This window comes from Hymenobacter sp. (assembly GCF_035709525.1).
In the GTDB taxonomy this organism is placed as follows: Bacteria; Bacteroidota; Bacteroidia; order Cytophagales; family Hymenobacteraceae; genus Hymenobacter.
Map to the genome: position 1 here is coordinate 24,584 of NZ_DASTEP010000094.1, position 17,111 is coordinate 41,694.

A 17,111-nucleotide genomic window follows, 5' to 3' on the forward strand; every position below is an offset into this window, starting at 1 on the left:
TATTGAGCAGCAACCCACCCACCGCTTCACAATTTCGAAACCCGCCCATCCCAGGCGGGTTTCGTACCTTTGGGGGCCGGTAGCAACCTGTTTTCGGTGAATGCATTACCGGCTTAGCACCGTCTACCTTAGCAGGTTACCCCGTAGCAGATTATGGCCGTCCCCGATTTTGAAGCCGCGCAGCTAACCGCCCTCAGCCAGGGCGAGCGGGCGGCTTTCGAGGCGCTGTACCACCGCTACAAGCAGCCAGTGTACGCCAACATCCGCAAGATGGTGCCCGACCTCGACGCGGCCGAGGACTTGCTGCAAGAGGTATTCATCGCCCTTTGGGAAAACCGCACGGCTATCGACCCCGCCAAGGGCGCGGGCGGCTGGCTGTTTGTGGTGAGCTACAACAAGGCCGCGTCTTTCCTCAAAAAGAAGCTACGCGAAGCCGCCATCCTGCAGCCCGAAACCGACCTGGCCGAACTGGCCGTGGCCGACGAGCTAGGCGACGAGGAGCTGTACACCACCCAGCTGGCCCTGGTCGAAGAAGCCGTGGCCCACCTGCCTGCCCGCAAGCAGGCGGTGTTTCGGCTGTGCCGCTTCGAGGGCAAGTCGGCCGAGGAAGTGGCGGCGGCCACCGGTATTTCGGTGGCTTCGGTGCGGGATTATTTGAAGCAATCGACGCGGTTTATTCGGGAGTACATACAGCTGGGCGGCACGCACACGCACACGCAGGCGCTGGCTGTGGCGGGGCTGCTGGTACTGTTGGAGCTAGGGTAGCGGTTTGCCTGGCTCGCCGGGCGCGTTACCAAACCATTACCCAAAAAACTTTACCCTAACGATTTAGCAACGCCGACCGGCATCCCCTTTTCGTAGGGCCCCGAGTATTTAGGGGTGATGACACCGGACGCGCAGCACCTTATTCAGAAGTTTTGGGCCGGCACCGCCACGGCGGCCGACAAGCAGCAGCTCGCCGCGCTTTTCGGCCCCGACGAAGATGCCTGGCACGAGCGCCTGGAACGTGAGTTTGCCACGTACCCAGCAGACGCGGCCGGCCTGCTCAGCGAAGAGCAATCGGCGCGGGTGTGGGCGCGCCTGCGCTGGCACCTGGCTGCCGAAGAAACCGCTGCGCCCCGCGCCCGCCGCAACTGGGCGCGCTGGGCCGTAGCGGCGGCCGTGCTGCTGGCCGTGGGCCTGACGGTATTGCGCCTCGCCTACCGGCCTGCCAGCCCCGCGCCGCTGGCCCAGGCCACCCGCCCGGCTACTCCCGCCCCGGCGCTGATACGCCGCGCCAACACCGGCCGCACCCTGCTGCGCCTGCCGCTACCCGATGGCTCGGTGGTGACCTTGCAGCCGGGCAGCGCGGTGGCCTACTACCCGCCCTTCGCCCAGGCACGGCGCGAGGTCAGCCTACGCGGCACGGCGCTGTTTGCGGTAGCTAAGGATGCGGCGCATCCCTTTACGGTACTGACTAATGGGATTACGACTACGGCGCTGGGTACTAAGTTCCGGGTGCAGGCTGCTGATAGCCAGCTGGTAGCCGTGCGGCTGCTGGAAGGTAAGGTAGTAGTGCGGGCCACGGCGGCCAGCCACCTCACCATGCGCGAGCAGTTCCTGACGCCCGGCCAGGAACTGACCGTGAACGCCCGCACCCGGCAGGTGCGGCTGCACACGTTTGGGCCCGCACCCCGGCCGGCCCGGCCGCTGGCGGTCGAAATCCCGACCGGACTCACGTTTGAAAAAGACGACCTCGCCACCGTGTTTGCCCAGGTAGGGGCGCGCTACCACGTGCGCGTGGCCTACGATACGGCGGCCGTGCGCGGGCTCTCGTTCACGGGTGAGTTTGCCGCTACCGATGCCCTACCCGTGGTACTGCGCGCCGTGTGCGCGGCCAACAATCTGACTTTTATTCAAACTCCTAGCCAGGTCACTATTCGCAAGTCGCCCTAGGTCTCCCCTACTCCCAATCACGGTTTAAGCTGCTTTTAAACGCCCTTTTCTGGGCGAGCGGCCCCGCCTTGCCTTTTTCATTCCCCACTTTATCAGTTGCTTTATGAGAAACCGACTACGATTTATGCAGAACTGGCCGGTGGGCCTCGTGGCCTGCGGCCTGCTGCTGGCTAGCCCGGCCGCTGCTCAGCCCGGCACCCGCCCGGCCACCCAGGCCACAGCCCGCGTGAAGGGCACCGTGCTCGACGATAAGGGCGAGCCGCTCATCGGCGTGACGGTGCTACTGAATGAGGCCGGCAGCACTGGCAACCTGCGCGGCGCGGCCACCGATGCCAGCGGCGTCTTCACCTTCGACAACCTGCGGGCCGGCGTGCGCTACGTGCTCACGGTGAGCTACGTGGGCTACGAAAGTCAGAAAATCAACGACTTCCTGGTAAATGCCGGCGACAACAACAGCCTGATGGTGCGGCTGAAAGCCGAAAATAAAGCCCTCACCGACGTGGTGGTGATTGGCTACGGCTCGCAGTCGAAGGCCAAGGTGACGGGCGTGATTTCGGAGGTAAAGGGCGCGGCGCTGAACCGCTACGCCGGCAGCAGTTTTGGGCAGCAACTGGCTGGCAAGGCGGCCGGCGTGGTGGTGAACGACGCCTCGGGCCAGCCCGGCACCGACCCGCAAATCGTGATTCGGGGCATCGGCACGCTCACGGCGGGGCGCAACCCGCTCATTGTGGTCGATGGCTTCCCGCTGAGCGAGGGCTCGTCGCTGAACTCGATAAACCCGCAGGACATTGAGAAGCTGGATATTCTGAAAGACCCCTCATCGGCGGCCATCTACGGCTCGCGGGCGGCCAATGGCGTGGTGCTCATCACCACCAAAAAGGGCCGCGCCGACAAGATGACCGTGGCCCTCGACGTGTACACGGGCTGGCAGGAGCGCGCCGACCGGGTGAAGTACGTGAACGCCGCCCAGGCCGCGCAGTTCTTCACCGAGGCCCGCGACTACGGCTACGTGTCGGCCAACCCCAGCACCCGCAGCATCAACGACGACCGCGCCACGCGCCTGGCCAAAGGGGCCAGCCTGCGCCAGCTGCGCCTCAACTATTTGCAGCCCTACCTCGACGGCACGCCCGGCCTCACGGATACCGACTGGCAGAAGGAGCTGTTTCGCAAAGGGCTCATCAGCAGCTACAACGTGGCATTTTCGGGCGGCTCGGCCAAGACCAACTACTACTTGTCGGCCAACTACTTCGACCAGCAGGGCATCGTGCTCAACAACGGGCTGAAGCGCTACAGCGGCACGCTCAAGCTCGACGTGCGGCCTTCGGATAAATTTACCCTCGGGGCCAGCCTCAACCCGTCGTTCAACCGGCAGCAGTACTTCAACAACAACGCCGACTTCTCGACCGACCCAATTTCGAACCTGTACATCATGTACCCGTTCTTCAGCCCGCGCAACGCCGATGGGTCGCTAGCCATCAGCCAGCAAATCGCGGCCAACACGCCGGAGGACGGGGCGCTGGGTGAAAACGCGGTGGCCCTGGCCACGCGCATCACCAGCAACCGCTCGTTTTTCCGCACCTTCGGCAACGCCTACCTCAGCTACCAGCCGCTGCCCGGCCTCACGCTCAAGACGTTGTTGGGCGGCGACGTCAACAGCAATTACTTCGACTTCTACAACCCCGGCGCCATCGGGGCCTACCGCACGGCCGCGCCCAAGCCCGCCGTGGCTACCGAAAACCGTGATTTCATCGCCAACTACCTGAGCGAGAACACCGCCACCTACGCCGCGCAGTGGGGCGAGCACTCGCTCGACGTGCTGGCCGGCTACACCTACCAGCAGGAAAGCGGCGCGAGCACCTTCATCACGGGCTCCAACATTGCCGACGATAACCTGCCCAACATCGGCGGGGCCAGCGCCTTTGTGGCGGTGCCCACGCGCTACACCTGGAGTTTGGTGTCGTACCTGGGCCGCGTGCAGTACTCGTTCGCCAACAAGTACTTGTTTACGGTAACGGCCCGCCGCGACGGCTCGTCGCGCTTTGGGCCGGACCGCAAGTGGGGCAATTTCCCGTCCGTCACGGGCGGCTGGATACTGAGCAACGAGAAGTTTTTCCCGCAAACCAAGGCGCTGACGTTTGCCAAAATCCGGGCCAGCTACGGCCTCTCGGGCAACAACCAGATTGGCAACTACAGCTCGCAGGCGCTCGTGAACGCCAACAACTACGTGTACGGCGGCACGCTGGCCCCCGGCTTTGCGGCCACCACCGTGGCTAACCCCAACCTGAGCTGGGAAACCAAAACCTCGGCCAACGTGGGTCTGAACCTGGGCCTGGGCCAGAAGCTGACCGTAGCCGCCGACTACTACCGCTCGACTACTAAAGACCTGCTGCTCAACGTACCAGTGCCGGAGCAATCGGGTTTCACGTCCTCGATTCAGAACATCGGCAAGATTCGCAACAGCGGCTTTGAGCTTGAGTTGGGCGGCAATGACATCAACCTGGGGCCGGTGAAATGGGGCTTCTCGGGCAACCTCGCTACCAACCAGAATGAGGTGCTGGCCCTGGCTCCCGGCCAGACGCAGATACTCACCGGCTCGGCGGGCACCTGGCGCACGCAGGTGGGCGGCCCCATCGCCGAATTATACGGCTACAATGTAACGGGCGTGTACAAATCGCAGGCCGATATCGACAACACGCCCCACCTGTCGGGCACGCTGGTGGGCGACTACAAGGTGGAAGACCTCAACGGCGACGGCGTCATCGACCTCAACGACCGAAAGGGCTTTGGTACTTACAATCCGAAGTTTACCTACGGTTTTTCGAGCAATTTCAATTTTCAGAACTTTGAGTTGAGCTTTAGTTTGCTAGGCATCAAGGGCCGCAAAATCTTCGACCAGGAGCTGGCCAACCAGGAAGAATCGGGCGAAGGCTTTGGGCTGCCGAATCAGTATTATTTCGAGAATCGCTACCACCCCGTCGATAACCCCAACGGTACGCTGGCCCAGCCCAACCTGGGTAATTTCTCCAGCGCCCGCCGCCAGGTGCGCTCGTCGAGCATTTTCTACAAAAACGCCGACTACCTGCGCCTGCGCACCCTGCAACTGGCTTACAACCTGCCGGCCGCGTGGGCCGGCAAGGCGCACCTGAGCGGGGCGCGGGTGTACGTCTCGGCCAATAACCTATTCACCATTACTCAATTCCTGGGCCGCAACCCCGATGCCACCAGCATCGACAACGTGCTGCAAAACGGCTTTTCGCAAGCCAACTACCCCATCGCCAAGTCATTCCTGGCTGGCTTCAACCTCACGTTCTAAGTTTTCCCAGCCATGAAAAAATCCCTGCTTTTTTGCGCCGCGCTGGGCTTGCTACTCGGCACCAGCGCCTGCAACGACAACCTGTACCAGGACCCGCAAACCTCGAAAACGCTCGGCGCTTTCCTGCGCAACGAGACGGAGGTGGAGGAGTACGTGAACGCCGTGTACGGCACGCTGCAAGCCCAGGGCTTGTACGGCCTGTATTTGCCGGCCATCACCGAAATCCCGTCGGACAACACCTACGACGAGGTGCCGGCCAATGATGACGGCATCTATGGGCAGCTCGACCAGTTTACCACCATCCCGTCCAACGCCGTGGTTACCAGCGTGTGGCAGGCTTCATACCAGGGCATTCAGCGGGCCAATGTGGTGCTGAGCCACATCGGCAACGTCAGCTACGCCTCGACTACAACCCGCGACGCCCGCGTGGGCGAGATGAAATTCATCCGGGCGCTGCTCTATTTCAACCTCGTGCGCCTCTACGGCGACGTGCCGCTGGTGACCCAGGAAACTACTGACCCTAACGCCTACTTCGGCCAGGGCCGCACGGCGGCAGCGCAGGTATACACGCAGATTATCAATGACCTAACCGACGCCATCAAGGTGCTACCCGGCACCGTGAGCCAGGCCGGCCGCGTGCGCCAAACCGCCGCCCAGGCGCTGCTGGCCAAGGTGTACCTCACCCAGCAGAACTACAGCGCCGCCCTGCCGCTACTGCAAACCGTGGTGAGCAGCGGCCGCCACGCGCTGCAAGGCAACCCGGCCGACATTTTCAGTTTGACCAACAAGAACAACTCGGAAATCATTTTCGCGGTGCAGTTTGCCTCCGGCGTGAATGGCAACACAGAGGGGAGTATTGCCTATCAGCAGTTTAGCCCCTCGGGCACGGTGTCGGGGGCCAAGGGCCACAACCTGCCCACCAAAAGCCTCTATGCCCTCTATGGCAGCACCGACCGCCGCAAAGACGTGTACGTGGGCGTTACCAGTTCGGGCACGCCCTTCCTCAAGAAGCTTGTGCTGCCCACCACCGTCATCACCGACGGCGGCAGCAACCAGGTGGTACTGCGCTACGCCGACGTGCTGCTGATGCTGGCCGAGGTGCAAAACGAGCTGGCCAACACTACCGACGCGGCTACCAATCTTAACCTCATCCGCACCCGCGCCGGCCTGGCCAATACCACCGCCACCACCCAGGCCGCCCTGCGCGCCGCCATCGCCTTGGAGCGCCGCCTGGAGCTGGTGGGCGAAGGCCAGCGCTGGTTTGACCTGCTACGCACGAGCACGGCTATCTCGGTGATGAACAGCTATTTCTCAGCCAATGGCATTCTGATTACCATTGACAGCCACCACTTGCTGATGCCGGTGCCGCAGGCGCAGGTGAATACCGACCCGGCGATAAAGCAGAACCCGGGGTACTAGCCCTCACGCGGGAACCTCACCCCCCGGCCCCCTCTCCAAAAAAGAGGGGGAGCCGGACGCACAATGAGCAATTGACAATTGGCTCCCCCTCTCCTTTTCGGAGAGGGGGCCAGGGGGTGAGGCGCACACAGTCTGACGAGCACATCTACACTTTTTTAACTTCCTTATGAAATCCTTCCTCTCCCTCGCCACCGCCCTGCTTTTCGCCGCCCCGGCCCTGGCCCAGCAGCCCGTGCAGGCCATCATCCGCACCTTCAAAGACCCGAATACCAAGCAAGTCATCGTAGTGGCGCACCGCGCCGACTGGCGGCACGAGCCTGAAAATTCCATTCCCGCCATCGAGTCGGCCATTAAAATGGGCGTGGATATGGTCGAAATCGACCTCAAGAAATCGAAGGACGGCGTGCTCCTACTCATGCACGACGAAACGCTGGACCGCACCACCACCGGCCACGGCAAGCCCGCTGATTACACCTGGGCCGAGCTGCAAAAGCTGACCCTCAAAAACGAGCACGGCGGCCCCACGCGCCTGCGCATCCCCACCTTCGAGCAGTGCATGCTGGCCGCCAAAGGCAAGGTGATGGTGAACATTGACAAGGGCTACGACTACTACCAGGACGCCTACGACGTGCTGGTGAAAACCGGCACTGTCGACCACGCCCTCATCAAGTCGTATGAAACCTACGCCACCGCCAAGGCCGCCAATGGCAAGCTGCTGGGTGGGCAGCTGCTCTACATGCCCATCATCGGCCTGGGCAAGCCGGGGGCCAATGCCTCCATCCGCGAGTATGAAGAGCAACTCAAGCCCGTGGCCTACGAGCTGAACTTCGCCACCGACACCGCCCTCACGCACTCCATTTACCAGACCATTCCCAAAACGGGCTCCAAGCTGTGGTTCAACGGCTTGTGGGCCAGCCAGAATGCCGGCCACGACGACGAGCGCAGCGTAGAGGAAAACCAACCCGCCGACGGCTGGGGCTGGCTGCTGGCCCACGGCGCCACCATCATCCAAACCGACCGGCCGGCCGAGCTGCTGGCGTATCTGCGGGCACGCAAGCTGCATAAGTAAGCACGCCTCGTCATGCTGAATGCAGTGAAGCATCTCGCATGGCGCAGTAAATTCAATCGTTATTGATTACTGCGCCACGCGAGATGCTTCACTGCGTTCAGCATGACTCAATAATTTACTAGCTATAAAATACTTACCTCTACCTGAAGAAAAATTAATACCGACTTCAGGCGAGCTTAACGCTACCGGGGGAATTTGCCGGCCTCACCAAGCGGCAGCTTTGCCACCTTGCGTATGCACCTTGCTACCCGGTATTTTCTGGCTTTCGCGACCGCGGTTTTGAGCGCCCGGCCCGGTGCCGCCCAGACCGCCAACCCCGACCTGCCGCCCGCTACCGCCGTGCCGCTCACCGCGCCGGCGGGCACGCTGGTGCTGGCCATGGACAACGCCAACCAAAGCGCGGGCGGCACTTTCAACCTGAAAGCCTATGGGCTGGCCGTGCAGTTGCTCAATAAGAAGGTGCCGCTGCGCTGGATTATCCGCAGCGGCAAGGGCAAGGATGACGTCGATTTTTTGGCACTGGCGGCGCGGGTGGTGCCCCGCGGCGCGGCCGGGGCGGCCGTGCGGGCCTTTCGGGCGGGGCCGCTGCTGGTGCTGCCCCGCGACACGGCCGGCGTGCGGGCGCTGGCCGCCGCCTACAACGCCACCCAGGGCACCACGGTGCAACTCTATGAGCTGCAATCCGCTACCACCGTGGACGCGCGCTACGTGCTAAACCAGCGGCCGGTGGCAGCTATCCTCAACGACGGGGGCAACGCGGCCATCCACCAGGGCTACCTGCGGCGGGCGGGCATAGTGGGCAACGACAATGGGAGCGCGCTGCGCACCTCTGACAACTACGTGACGCAGGTGGCCGTGAACCTCGACAGCCAGACCGATTGCTACACCTTCGCCTCGGAGCCACACTCGACCAACACGGCGGGCGGCGTGGTGGAGGCCATCGCGCGCTTTGTGGCGCGGGGCGGCAATTTTCTGGCCGAGTGCGAGGCCGTGGTTACGTATGAGAACTACACCGGCGGCCGGTTTCAAACTACTACCGGCGTGGTCGATGCCGACGTGCGCGACAACGGCGCCCGCCGCTACCCGGCCCCCGACCAGCCGCTCTCGCAGTACGAGGGTGAGTTTCGGGCCTCGGTGCTGGGCGGCAGCGTCACGAACTGGCGGCGGGCCAGCGGCAGCGTTTTCCAGCACGGCGGGCACGTGCAAGACCAATTATCCGGCACTACCGACGAAATTATCGAAGCCAGCGTGGCCGACCTCTACGCCGGGCGCGGCGGGCTGGTGTCGTACCTGGGTGGGCACCAGTACAGCGGCACCACCGAAAACGACCTCAACGGCCAGCGCCAGTACCTCAATGCCTTTCTGACGCCAGCCACTACTTACCAGCGCTGCAACGTGTTTGCCGACTCTGCGGGCAACGTGCTGGCGGCCAGCCTCCGCTACGTCATTTGCCGGGGCGACTCGGTGCAGGTAGTGCTGCCGGCCGGCCCCAGCGGCCCCGAAACCTACCGCTGGACGCCCGCCACCGGCCTCAGCAGCGCCAGCGCCGGCACGGTGTGGGCGCGCCCCACCCGCTCTACCGACTACACGGTGGCGGCCACTAGCGCCGGCGGCACGGTGCGCTACCTGGCCGTGAGCGTGACGGTGCTCGACCGCACCGCCCTCAGCATCCGCGCCGGGGGCTGCCCGCCGCTCGCGGGGCAGGAAGTGGTTTTTGAGGCCTCGGCCGAGGGGCACGACTACCGCTGGGATTTTGGCGATGGCACCCCGGCCGACGCCACGCCGCGCCACCGCTACACCCGGCCTGGCACCTACACGGTGCGCCTCAGCGGCTTCAACGCGGCGGGCTGCCCCGTGGCGGCCAGCACCGTCGTGACGGTAGGCGAGCTGCTCATTCCTAACGTTTTCACCCCTAATCACGACGGCCAAAACGACACTTTCCGTCTGCTCGGCGTGCCCGCCGATGTGGCCCGGCTGGAGATTTACAGCCGCTGGGGCAACCTAGTCTACGCCGCCAACCGCTACGCCCACGACTGGGACGGCGGCGCGCTGCCCGCCGGCACTTACTACTACCTGCTGCGCGTGCCCGACTGCCCCACCGTGGTGAAAGGCTGGGTGGAGCTGGTGCGGTAATCGGAGGTGATGACAGGCAGAAAAAACGGGTCATGCTGAACGCAGTGAAGCATCTCTATCGCTTCGTTGCACGGTTGCGGATGAAGCGATAGAGATGCTTCACTGCGTTCAGCATGCCCCTTCTTTTAAGTTCTACGGTGAACCTGACAACCCTAATCCTCCTCCCAACATGAAGATTAGATAAATTACTATTAACGAGCGCCTTTAATAACCCTATTCGCCCAACTTATCGGCTTGCTGGTCGTATTGCGGCTCACCGTTGCGGGGCTTTCTACCGGCTCCTGGCGCGGTTTTCTGCCACTACCGCTTCCTTTTCACCCCAATGGCTGACTCTATTTCGCCGGCTCCCGGCAAGCCGCTGGTATACGCCCACCTCGGCGACCTGCACATCACCGATGCCAGGGCCAGCCACTACCGCGACCTGCTCGCGATGCTGGCGCAATTGGAAGTAGAAGGCGCTGGCCTGCTTGATTTTGCGTACTTACCCGGCGACGTGGCCGACAACGGCCTGCCCGCCCAGTACCGCCTGGTGGCGGCGGCGCTGCGGCTGCTGAGCGCGCCGGTGCACGTCATCACCGGCGACCACGACATGGAGCCGCGCAGCCTGGCCAATTTTTACGCGCTGCCCGCCACCGCGCCCCTGCCCAAGGCCGTAGTGGTACAAGGCGTGCAGTGTCTATTTCTGGACGTGTGCGGCCCCGGCGCGGGCGGGCCCGATTTCCGGCTGGGCAGCGCGCAGCTGGGCTGGCTGCGGGCACAGCTGAGTCAGGTGCCGGCAGGCACCGAGATAGCGCTTTTTATGCACACCTACCCCGCCGACCTGCGCGACGCCGCCGAGCGCGCCGAGCTCACGGCCCTGCTAGCCCGGCACCGCGTGGCGCTCGTGGACATGGGCCACACTCATTATAATGAGCTGGCCAACGACGGCACCACCATCTACGCCGCCACCCGCTCGACGGGCCAGCTTGAGGAAGGCCCGGTGGGCTACTCGCTCATCAGCCTCGACCAAGGCGTAGTGAGCTGGCGCTTCAAGCCGCTCGATGGCAGTTTTCCCTTCGTGCTCATCACCGCCCCGGCCGACTACCGCCTGCTGCGCCACGCCGGCCAGGCCGTGGCCGAGCAGTTCACCGTGAGGGCAGTAGTGTTCGGGGCCAATGATGTGGCCGAGGTAGTCTGCTGGCTCGGCGACGACGGCCCGCGCCTGCCCATGCAGCGCGACGCCCACGGCGTATGGCAGGCCACGGCCACTTGCCCGGCTGGGGCCGGCCAGCGCCTGCCCCTCACCGTAGAGGCCCGCGATGCCACTGGCCGCCCCGGCCGCCACCGGCTGCTACTGGCCCTGGCACCCTACCAGCCGCCGCCCCGGCCGGGCGCGGGTAGCGATGCGGCCAGCATCGGTGCGTGGGAGGAAAACGGTATTCTGGGCACGCAGCTCGGGCCTAATCGCAACGCCCGGCCGCTGAAGCCTAGCTCGTAGGACGTTGTTATCAGTTACGAAAGAGCGGTCATGCTGAGCGCAGCGAAGCATCTCTATCGCTTCGTTGAGTAGCACGAATGAAGCGGTAGAGACCCTTCGCTGCGCTTAGCATGATAGAGTTAACCTAGAACACTATACTCATTCTAAATGCCAACTAGCCTCCTCTTAATCTGGCTTATCTCCACCATTTCCATTGCCCTGGTCATCCTGCGCCCCTTCAAAGTGCCCGAGTACGTGTGGGCCGTGAGCGGGGCCGGGCTACTGCTGCTGCTACGGCTGCTGACGCCGGCCGAGGGCCTGGCCGGCGTGGCCAAGGGCCTCGACGTGTATCTGTTCCTCACCGGCATGATGCTGCTGGCCGAGGTGGCGCGCGAGGAAAAGCTCTTCGACTGGCTGGCGGCCCACGCCACGCGGCTGGCCAAAGGGTCGGCGCAGCGGCTGTTTTTACTTATCTACCTGGTGGGGGTAGTCGTGACGACCTTCCTTTCCAACGACGCCACGGCCGTGGTGCTCACGCCGGCCGTGGCGGCAGCCGTAAAGGCGGCGAAGGTCAAAAACCCGCTGCCCTACCTCTTTATCTGCGCCTTCATTGCCAACGCGGCCTCGTTTGTGCTGCCCATTTCCAACCCGGCCAACCTCGTCATTTACGGCGCGCACATGCCGCCGCTGCTCGAGTGGCTGCCGCGCTACCTGCTGCCGGCGGCCGTGGCCATCGGGGCTACTTACTTCATTTTGCGCCACACGCAGCGCGAAGAATTAAGCCAAAGCATTGAAAAAGACATCGAAATCCCGACCCTGGAGCGCGGCGGCAAGGTAGCGTTGGGCGGCATCGCGGGCACGGCGGTAGCGCTGCTGGCGGCCTCGGCCCTCGACCGGCCGCTGGGCCTGCCCACGGCCGTGACGGGCGTGCTCACCACGGCTATCGTGCTGCTCATCGTGCGCAAAAGCCCGCTGGCAGTCATTCGCAGCGTGTCGTGGGCGGTGCTGCCGCTGGTGGCCGGCCTGTTTGTGCTGGTTGAGGGGCTGAATAAAACGGGCGTTACGCAGTGGCTGAGCGCGCTACTCACGCGCGGGGCGGGGCAGTCGGAAGCCGGCACTACCTGGGCTAGCGGCGTGGGCGTGGCGTTGCTGTGCAACGTCATGAACAACCTGCCGGCCGGCCTCATCACCGGCAATGTGCTGCAAACGGCCCAGGTGTCGGAGCACATCAAAAGCGCCATGCTTATCGGTATCGACCTCGGCCCCAACCTCTCGGTGACGGGCTCGCTGGCCACCATTTTGTGGCTGGTGGCGCTGCGGCGCGAGAATATTACGGTCAGTGCCTGGCAGTTTCTCAAGCTCGGCGCGCTGGTGATGACCGTGCCGCTGCTACTGGCCATCGGGTCGCTTTTTTTACTAAGTCATTAATTCAGTCATGCAGCGCGCAGCGAAGCATCTTGCGTGGCGCAGCAATCACTGACGTTTGAGAATACTGCGCCACGCGAGATGCTTCGCTGCGCGCTGCATGACCAACGACATTTTTTCCACCTCTCCTCCCTTTTCCCATGCAACTCAACGCCGCTTACATCTACCCGCTGCTCCTCGTAGCCGGCGCGCTCCAAGCCTGGGGCCCGCCCATGAATGGGGCTTTGCAAAAGTCGCTCACTAATCCCTGGCTGGCTAGTCTGGTGTCGTTTCTGCCCATTATCGCGCTGCTGTTCTGCATGTTCCTATGCATGCCCAAGCCGCTACCCACTACGCAGGGCGTAATGTCCATGCCCTGGTGGGCCCCGCTGGGCGGGCTGGTAGGGGCCGTAGCCGTAGTAGCCGGGTTGATTTTCGTGAACAAGGTAGGCGCGGGTGCCTTCGCCGGCCTCACCATCTCGGCCAACCTACTCATGTCGGTGCTGATTGACAAGTACGGCTGGTTTGGTGCGGAGGTCCACGCCCTCACCCCCGGCCGCCTGGCCGGCTGCGCGCTGCTTATTATTGGTATTATTTTGATTTCCAGGTCTTAATTTTTGACTTTCGAGGGCGCGGCTACGCGCAGCCGGCCGCGCCCTACCGTTTGCACGCGGGCCAGGGCGGCGGGGTCTACCCGCGCCCCGGCCTCCAGCACCAACTCGCCGGCCACCGTGAGGCGGGTGCCGGGCGGTAGCTCCAGCGCGCCGCCCTGGCGCACCGTCAGGCGCGCTTTGGGGCCGATGTACAGGGCCGGCTGCTGGCCGGTTTGCTCACTCAAAACCAGCGCACTACTCGCCCCGACTATCACGCTGCTCGCCTGGCCCAGCCGCAACCCGGCGGGTAGCCGGTAGCGGCAGCCGGGAGCCCGCAGTTGCAAGCTGCCCCGCGCCGCCACTTCGGCCGAGCCCGGCACGCCGGCGCGGCCCAGCACGATTTCGCGCGCTAGCGAGTCGGTCCGGTGTGGGCCGTTGGTAAACACCGTATTACCGCTGAATACCACACCCGTAAGTTGGTCGGTGCCGCCCAGCGGCAGTTCGGCATTGTCCATTTCAAAAGCGCAGTCATGCAAGCGAAAGCGGCTAGCCGAATCGGGCGCGGCGGGCACGGCCAACAGCAAATAATTGCGGGTGCCTACGAAGCGGCAGTTGGTGAAGCTCATGGCCCGCGCCTCCTGGTTGGAGTACACCAAATGTTGCCCGTAGGCGGGCTCGCCACGATAGGGCCGGTCCTCAAAGATGCAGCCTACGAAGCGGGTAGCGTACTTGGCCAGGGCGCAGCCGGTTACGAATGCTCCGTAAATCCGGCAGTTTTCAAACAGAAAATCGGTTTGCCGCACCCAGGCCGACCAGTTGCTGACGCCCCACAGCAGGCAGTCGCGCAGCACGATGTTCTTGGTGGTAGGCAGGCCACTGCCGTAGCGGTCCGATACGAGCGCCTGGCCAGCGTTATCGACCAGGCGGCAGCTTTCGAGGCGCACGTTGGCGGCGTAGCCGCCTTCGGGCTCGATGTCGATGCCCGCGCCGGGGTTGGAGTACAGCGGCTTATTCAGAGATGGAATAACGACCCGCCCGGTGTGGCTGAAGCTGCAATTCGTGGCCCGCAGCCCATTCACGCCCGTGATGGACAAACCCTGCCGGCCGTTGTAGTCGAAGCGCGAGTTTTCGAGCACGATGCCTTCCTGGACGGGGTCGGCTACGCTCTTAGCCAAATGGTTAAGTACTTGAATACCGTCGCGGCCGAAATGATGCACGGCCAGCTTACGCAGCCGTATGAAGCGCGAGCCACTCACAAATACACCATCGGCTGCTAGTTGAATACCCGTGTCGCCCCAGTGGCCGCCCACTAGCAGGCGCGGGCTGTTGCCATTTAACGTGAGGCTAGCAATCTCTACGTTTTCACAGCGTTGCAACGAAATACAAGTACTAAGCCCAACATCGTACGCCCGGTCTGTAAACCAGGCTGTTGGTGCTTCGTAAGGCAGTCTGGTGTCGGGGTCGAAGGCACCATAGCGCAGGCTGTCGGCGTAACGAATTTCGGTGGTAGCGCTATCGTCGCCGAGGATAAGTAAGTTGCGGCAGTCGTTAAGTTGAAACAGGTCATCCCTAATTCCAAACCCCGGCTCACCCACCAGGTAGGTGCCAGCCGGCAGGTGCAGCACGGCGCGGCCGGTGCCGGCCGGGGTTTTGGCCCGCTGGTTGAAAAAATCGGCGGCTTTCTGGAACGCGGCCTGGTCGTTGGTGCGGCCGTCGCCCACGGCACCAAAATCTTTTTTCAGGTCTTTGTGCAGGGTTGGCTGGGCCAGGGCTGCGAAGCCACTCAGCAGCAGTAGCAGCGCCCCGATTGCCCATTTAACACCCTTATAACCAATAAAATACTTCAGACAAAGATTATTCATTATATTTCCTTCATTATTTCTTATACAAAGAGAGGCGGCGGGCGGCTTTTGGGCGAAAATAGCCGGGTGGGCCGGGCGGGCCGGTGTTCGCGCGGGCCGCGCCACGCCGTAACTTTGTCCCCCGTCATGCCTGAACGCTCCACCCCTACCCCCACAGCGTCGGCCGCGAAGTATATCTTCGTCACCGGCGGCGTTACTTCTTCACTCGGTAAAGGAATCATTTCCGCCTCGCTGGCCAAGCTCTTGCAGGCCAGAGGCTTCCGGGTTACGATTCAGAAGTTCGACCCCTACATCAACATCGACCCCGGCACGCTCAACCCCTACGAGCACGGCGAATGTTACGTAACCGACGACGGCGCCGAAACCGACCTCGACCTGGGCCACTACGAGCGCTTCCTGAACGCGCCCACCTCGCAGGCCAACAACGTGACCACCGGCCGCATCTACGACACCGTGATTCGGCGCGAGCGCGAAGGCGCGTTCCTCGGCAAAACCGTGCAGGTAGTGCCCCACATCACCGACGAGATAAAGCGCCGGATGCTGCTGCTGGGCCAGGACGGGCAGTTCGACGTAGTCATCACCGAAATCGGGGGCTGCATCGGCGACATTGAGAGCCTGCCCTTCGTGGAGGCCGTGCGCCAGCTGCGCTGGGAGCTGCCGCCCCACGATTCGCTCGTGATTCACCTCACGCTGCTGCCCTACCTGGCGGCGGCCGGCGAGCTCAAAACCAAACCTACCCAGCACTCGGTGCGCGACTTGCGCGAGGCGGGCTTGCAGCCCGACATCCTGGTGTGCCGCTCCGAGCACCCGATTCCGGCCGACATGCGCCGCAAAATCGCGCTGTTTTGCAACGTCAAAATCAACTCGGTAATCGAAAGCCTGGATGCCGACAGCATCTACTCGGTGCCGCTGCTGATGCTGAAAGAGGAGCTCGACGCCCGCGTTATCAGCAAGCTGCGCTTGCAGGGCGGGCACACGCCTGATTTGGAGGAGTGGAAGGAGTTTTTGGGCCGCCTCAAGAACCCGACTGAGGACGTGACCATTGCGCTGGTGGGCAAGTACGTGGAGCTTCCCGACGCCTACAAGTCTATCATTGAGGCCTTTGTACACGCCGGCGCAACCAATGAGTGCAAGGTAAAAGTCCGCACCATCCAGAGCGAGCACCTGACGCCCGAAAACGCCGTGCAGCAGCTCGAAGGCGTGGATGGCGTGCTGGTAGCGCCCGGTTTTGGCGAGCGCGGCTTCGAGGGCAAGGTGGCGGCGGTGCGCTACGTGCGCGAAAACAACATCCCGTTTTTCGGCATTTGCCTGGGCATGCAGGTAGCCGTGGTGGAGTACGCCCGCCACGTACTCGGCCTGCCCGAGGCCAGCTCGACCGAGATGAGCCCACTCACGCCCGACCCGGTTATCGCCCTGATGGCCGACCAAAAAGACATCACCCAAAAAGGCGGCACCATGCGCCTCGGGGCCTACACCTGCGAGCTCAAGCGCGGCTCGCGCGCCGCCAAAGCCTACGGCCGCAACACAATCAGCGAGCGCCACCGGCACCGCTATGAGTTTAATAATGAGTACCTGGCGCGCTTCGAGGCGGCCGGTATGTCGGCCTCGGGCATCAACCCCGACACCGGCCTGGTGGAGGTAATCGAGCTGCCCCGTGAGGTGCACCCGTGGTTTGTGGCCGGGCAGTTTCACCCCGAGCTCAAGAGCACCGTGGAGACGCCGCACCCGCTGTTCGTGCGCTTTGTGAAGGCCGCCATTCAGCGCAAGAAGGGGCTGTAAGGTAGTGAGCCGCTAGCGGCAGCTGGCCGCCGTTTAGCGCGCAGCGCGCAACGGCAGGCCGACGAGTGGGGCGAGTCTCCCGACTCGCGTAATGCCAAGCAGCAGAAAGCGAATCAGCCTTAACCGCTGCCCGCCGGACGCTGCCTGT

11 protein-coding genes are annotated in these 17,111 nt (G+C 63.3%); 10 read left to right on the forward strand and 1 reads right to left on the reverse strand.

Annotated features, from left to right (window positions below; genetic code table 11):
• Nucleotides 1–153 precede the first annotated feature (153 nt).
• The 9 genes from VFO93_RS08210 (at nt 154) to VFO93_RS08250 (ending at nt 13,343) form a co-directional block, all read left to right on the forward strand.
• Nucleotides 154–765, forward strand: coding sequence for a sigma-70 family RNA polymerase sigma factor (locus tag VFO93_RS08210; RefSeq protein WP_325133874.1), 612 nt, complete (start codon nt 154–156; stop codon nt 763–765).
• A 117-nt stretch (nt 766–882) separates the two neighbouring features.
• Nucleotides 883–1,935, forward strand: coding sequence for a FecR family protein (locus VFO93_RS08215; RefSeq protein ID WP_325133875.1), 1,053 nt, complete (start codon nt 883–885; stop codon nt 1,933–1,935).
• A 103-nt stretch (nt 1,936–2,038) separates the two neighbouring features.
• Complete coding sequence (locus tag VFO93_RS08220; RefSeq protein WP_325133876.1) at nt 2,039–5,248, forward strand: TonB-dependent receptor; 3,210 nt, start codon at nt 2,039–2,041, stop codon at nt 5,246–5,248.
• A gap of 12 nt (nt 5,249–5,260) precedes the next feature.
• Nucleotides 5,261–6,667, forward strand: coding sequence for a RagB/SusD family nutrient uptake outer membrane protein (locus VFO93_RS08225; RefSeq protein ID WP_325133877.1), 1,407 nt, complete (start codon nt 5,261–5,263; stop codon nt 6,665–6,667).
• A gap of 166 nt (nt 6,668–6,833) precedes the next feature.
• Nucleotides 6,834–7,736 carry a glycerophosphodiester phosphodiesterase family protein gene (locus VFO93_RS08230; RefSeq protein WP_325133878.1) on the forward strand — a complete coding sequence of 301 codons (903 nt, stop codon included), beginning with the start codon at nt 6,834–6,836 and terminating at the stop codon, nt 7,734–7,736.
• A 234-nt stretch (nt 7,737–7,970) separates the two neighbouring features.
• Entirely contained in the window at nt 7,971–9,869 is a 1,899-nt protein-coding gene (locus VFO93_RS08235; protein WP_325133879.1) for a gliding motility-associated C-terminal domain-containing protein, read from the forward strand.
• 322 nt (nt 9,870–10,191) lie between these two features.
• Entirely contained in the window at nt 10,192–11,346 is a 1,155-nt protein-coding gene (locus VFO93_RS08240; RefSeq protein WP_325133880.1) for a metallophosphoesterase, read from the forward strand.
• Between the two features lie 147 nt (nt 11,347–11,493).
• Complete coding sequence (locus VFO93_RS08245; RefSeq protein ID WP_325133881.1) at nt 11,494–12,753, forward strand: arsenic transporter; 1,260 nt, start codon at nt 11,494–11,496, stop codon at nt 12,751–12,753.
• A gap of 137 nt (nt 12,754–12,890) precedes the next feature.
• Nucleotides 12,891–13,343 (forward strand): DMT family transporter, encoded by a 453-nt coding sequence (locus tag VFO93_RS08250; RefSeq protein ID WP_325133882.1) that lies wholly within the window; start codon nt 12,891–12,893, stop codon nt 13,341–13,343.
• On the opposite strand, the gene VFO93_RS08255 is transcribed toward VFO93_RS08250, so the two are convergent.
• Nucleotides 13,340–15,184, reverse strand: coding sequence for a right-handed parallel beta-helix repeat-containing protein (locus tag VFO93_RS08255; RefSeq protein WP_325133883.1), 1,845 nt, complete (start codon nt 15,182–15,184; stop codon nt 13,340–13,342). The two genes, VFO93_RS08250 and VFO93_RS08255, sit on opposite strands and share 4 nt — an antisense overlap.
• A 126-nt stretch (nt 15,185–15,310) precedes the next feature.
• Here VFO93_RS08255 and VFO93_RS08260 point away from each other — a divergent pair, with 126 nt between their 5' ends.
• Nucleotides 15,311–16,963: a CTP synthase gene (locus tag VFO93_RS08260; protein ID WP_325133884.1), complete on the forward strand. Its 1,653-nt coding sequence runs from the start codon at nt 15,311–15,313 to the stop codon at nt 16,961–16,963.
• Nucleotides 16,964–17,111: the final 148 nt, after the last annotated feature.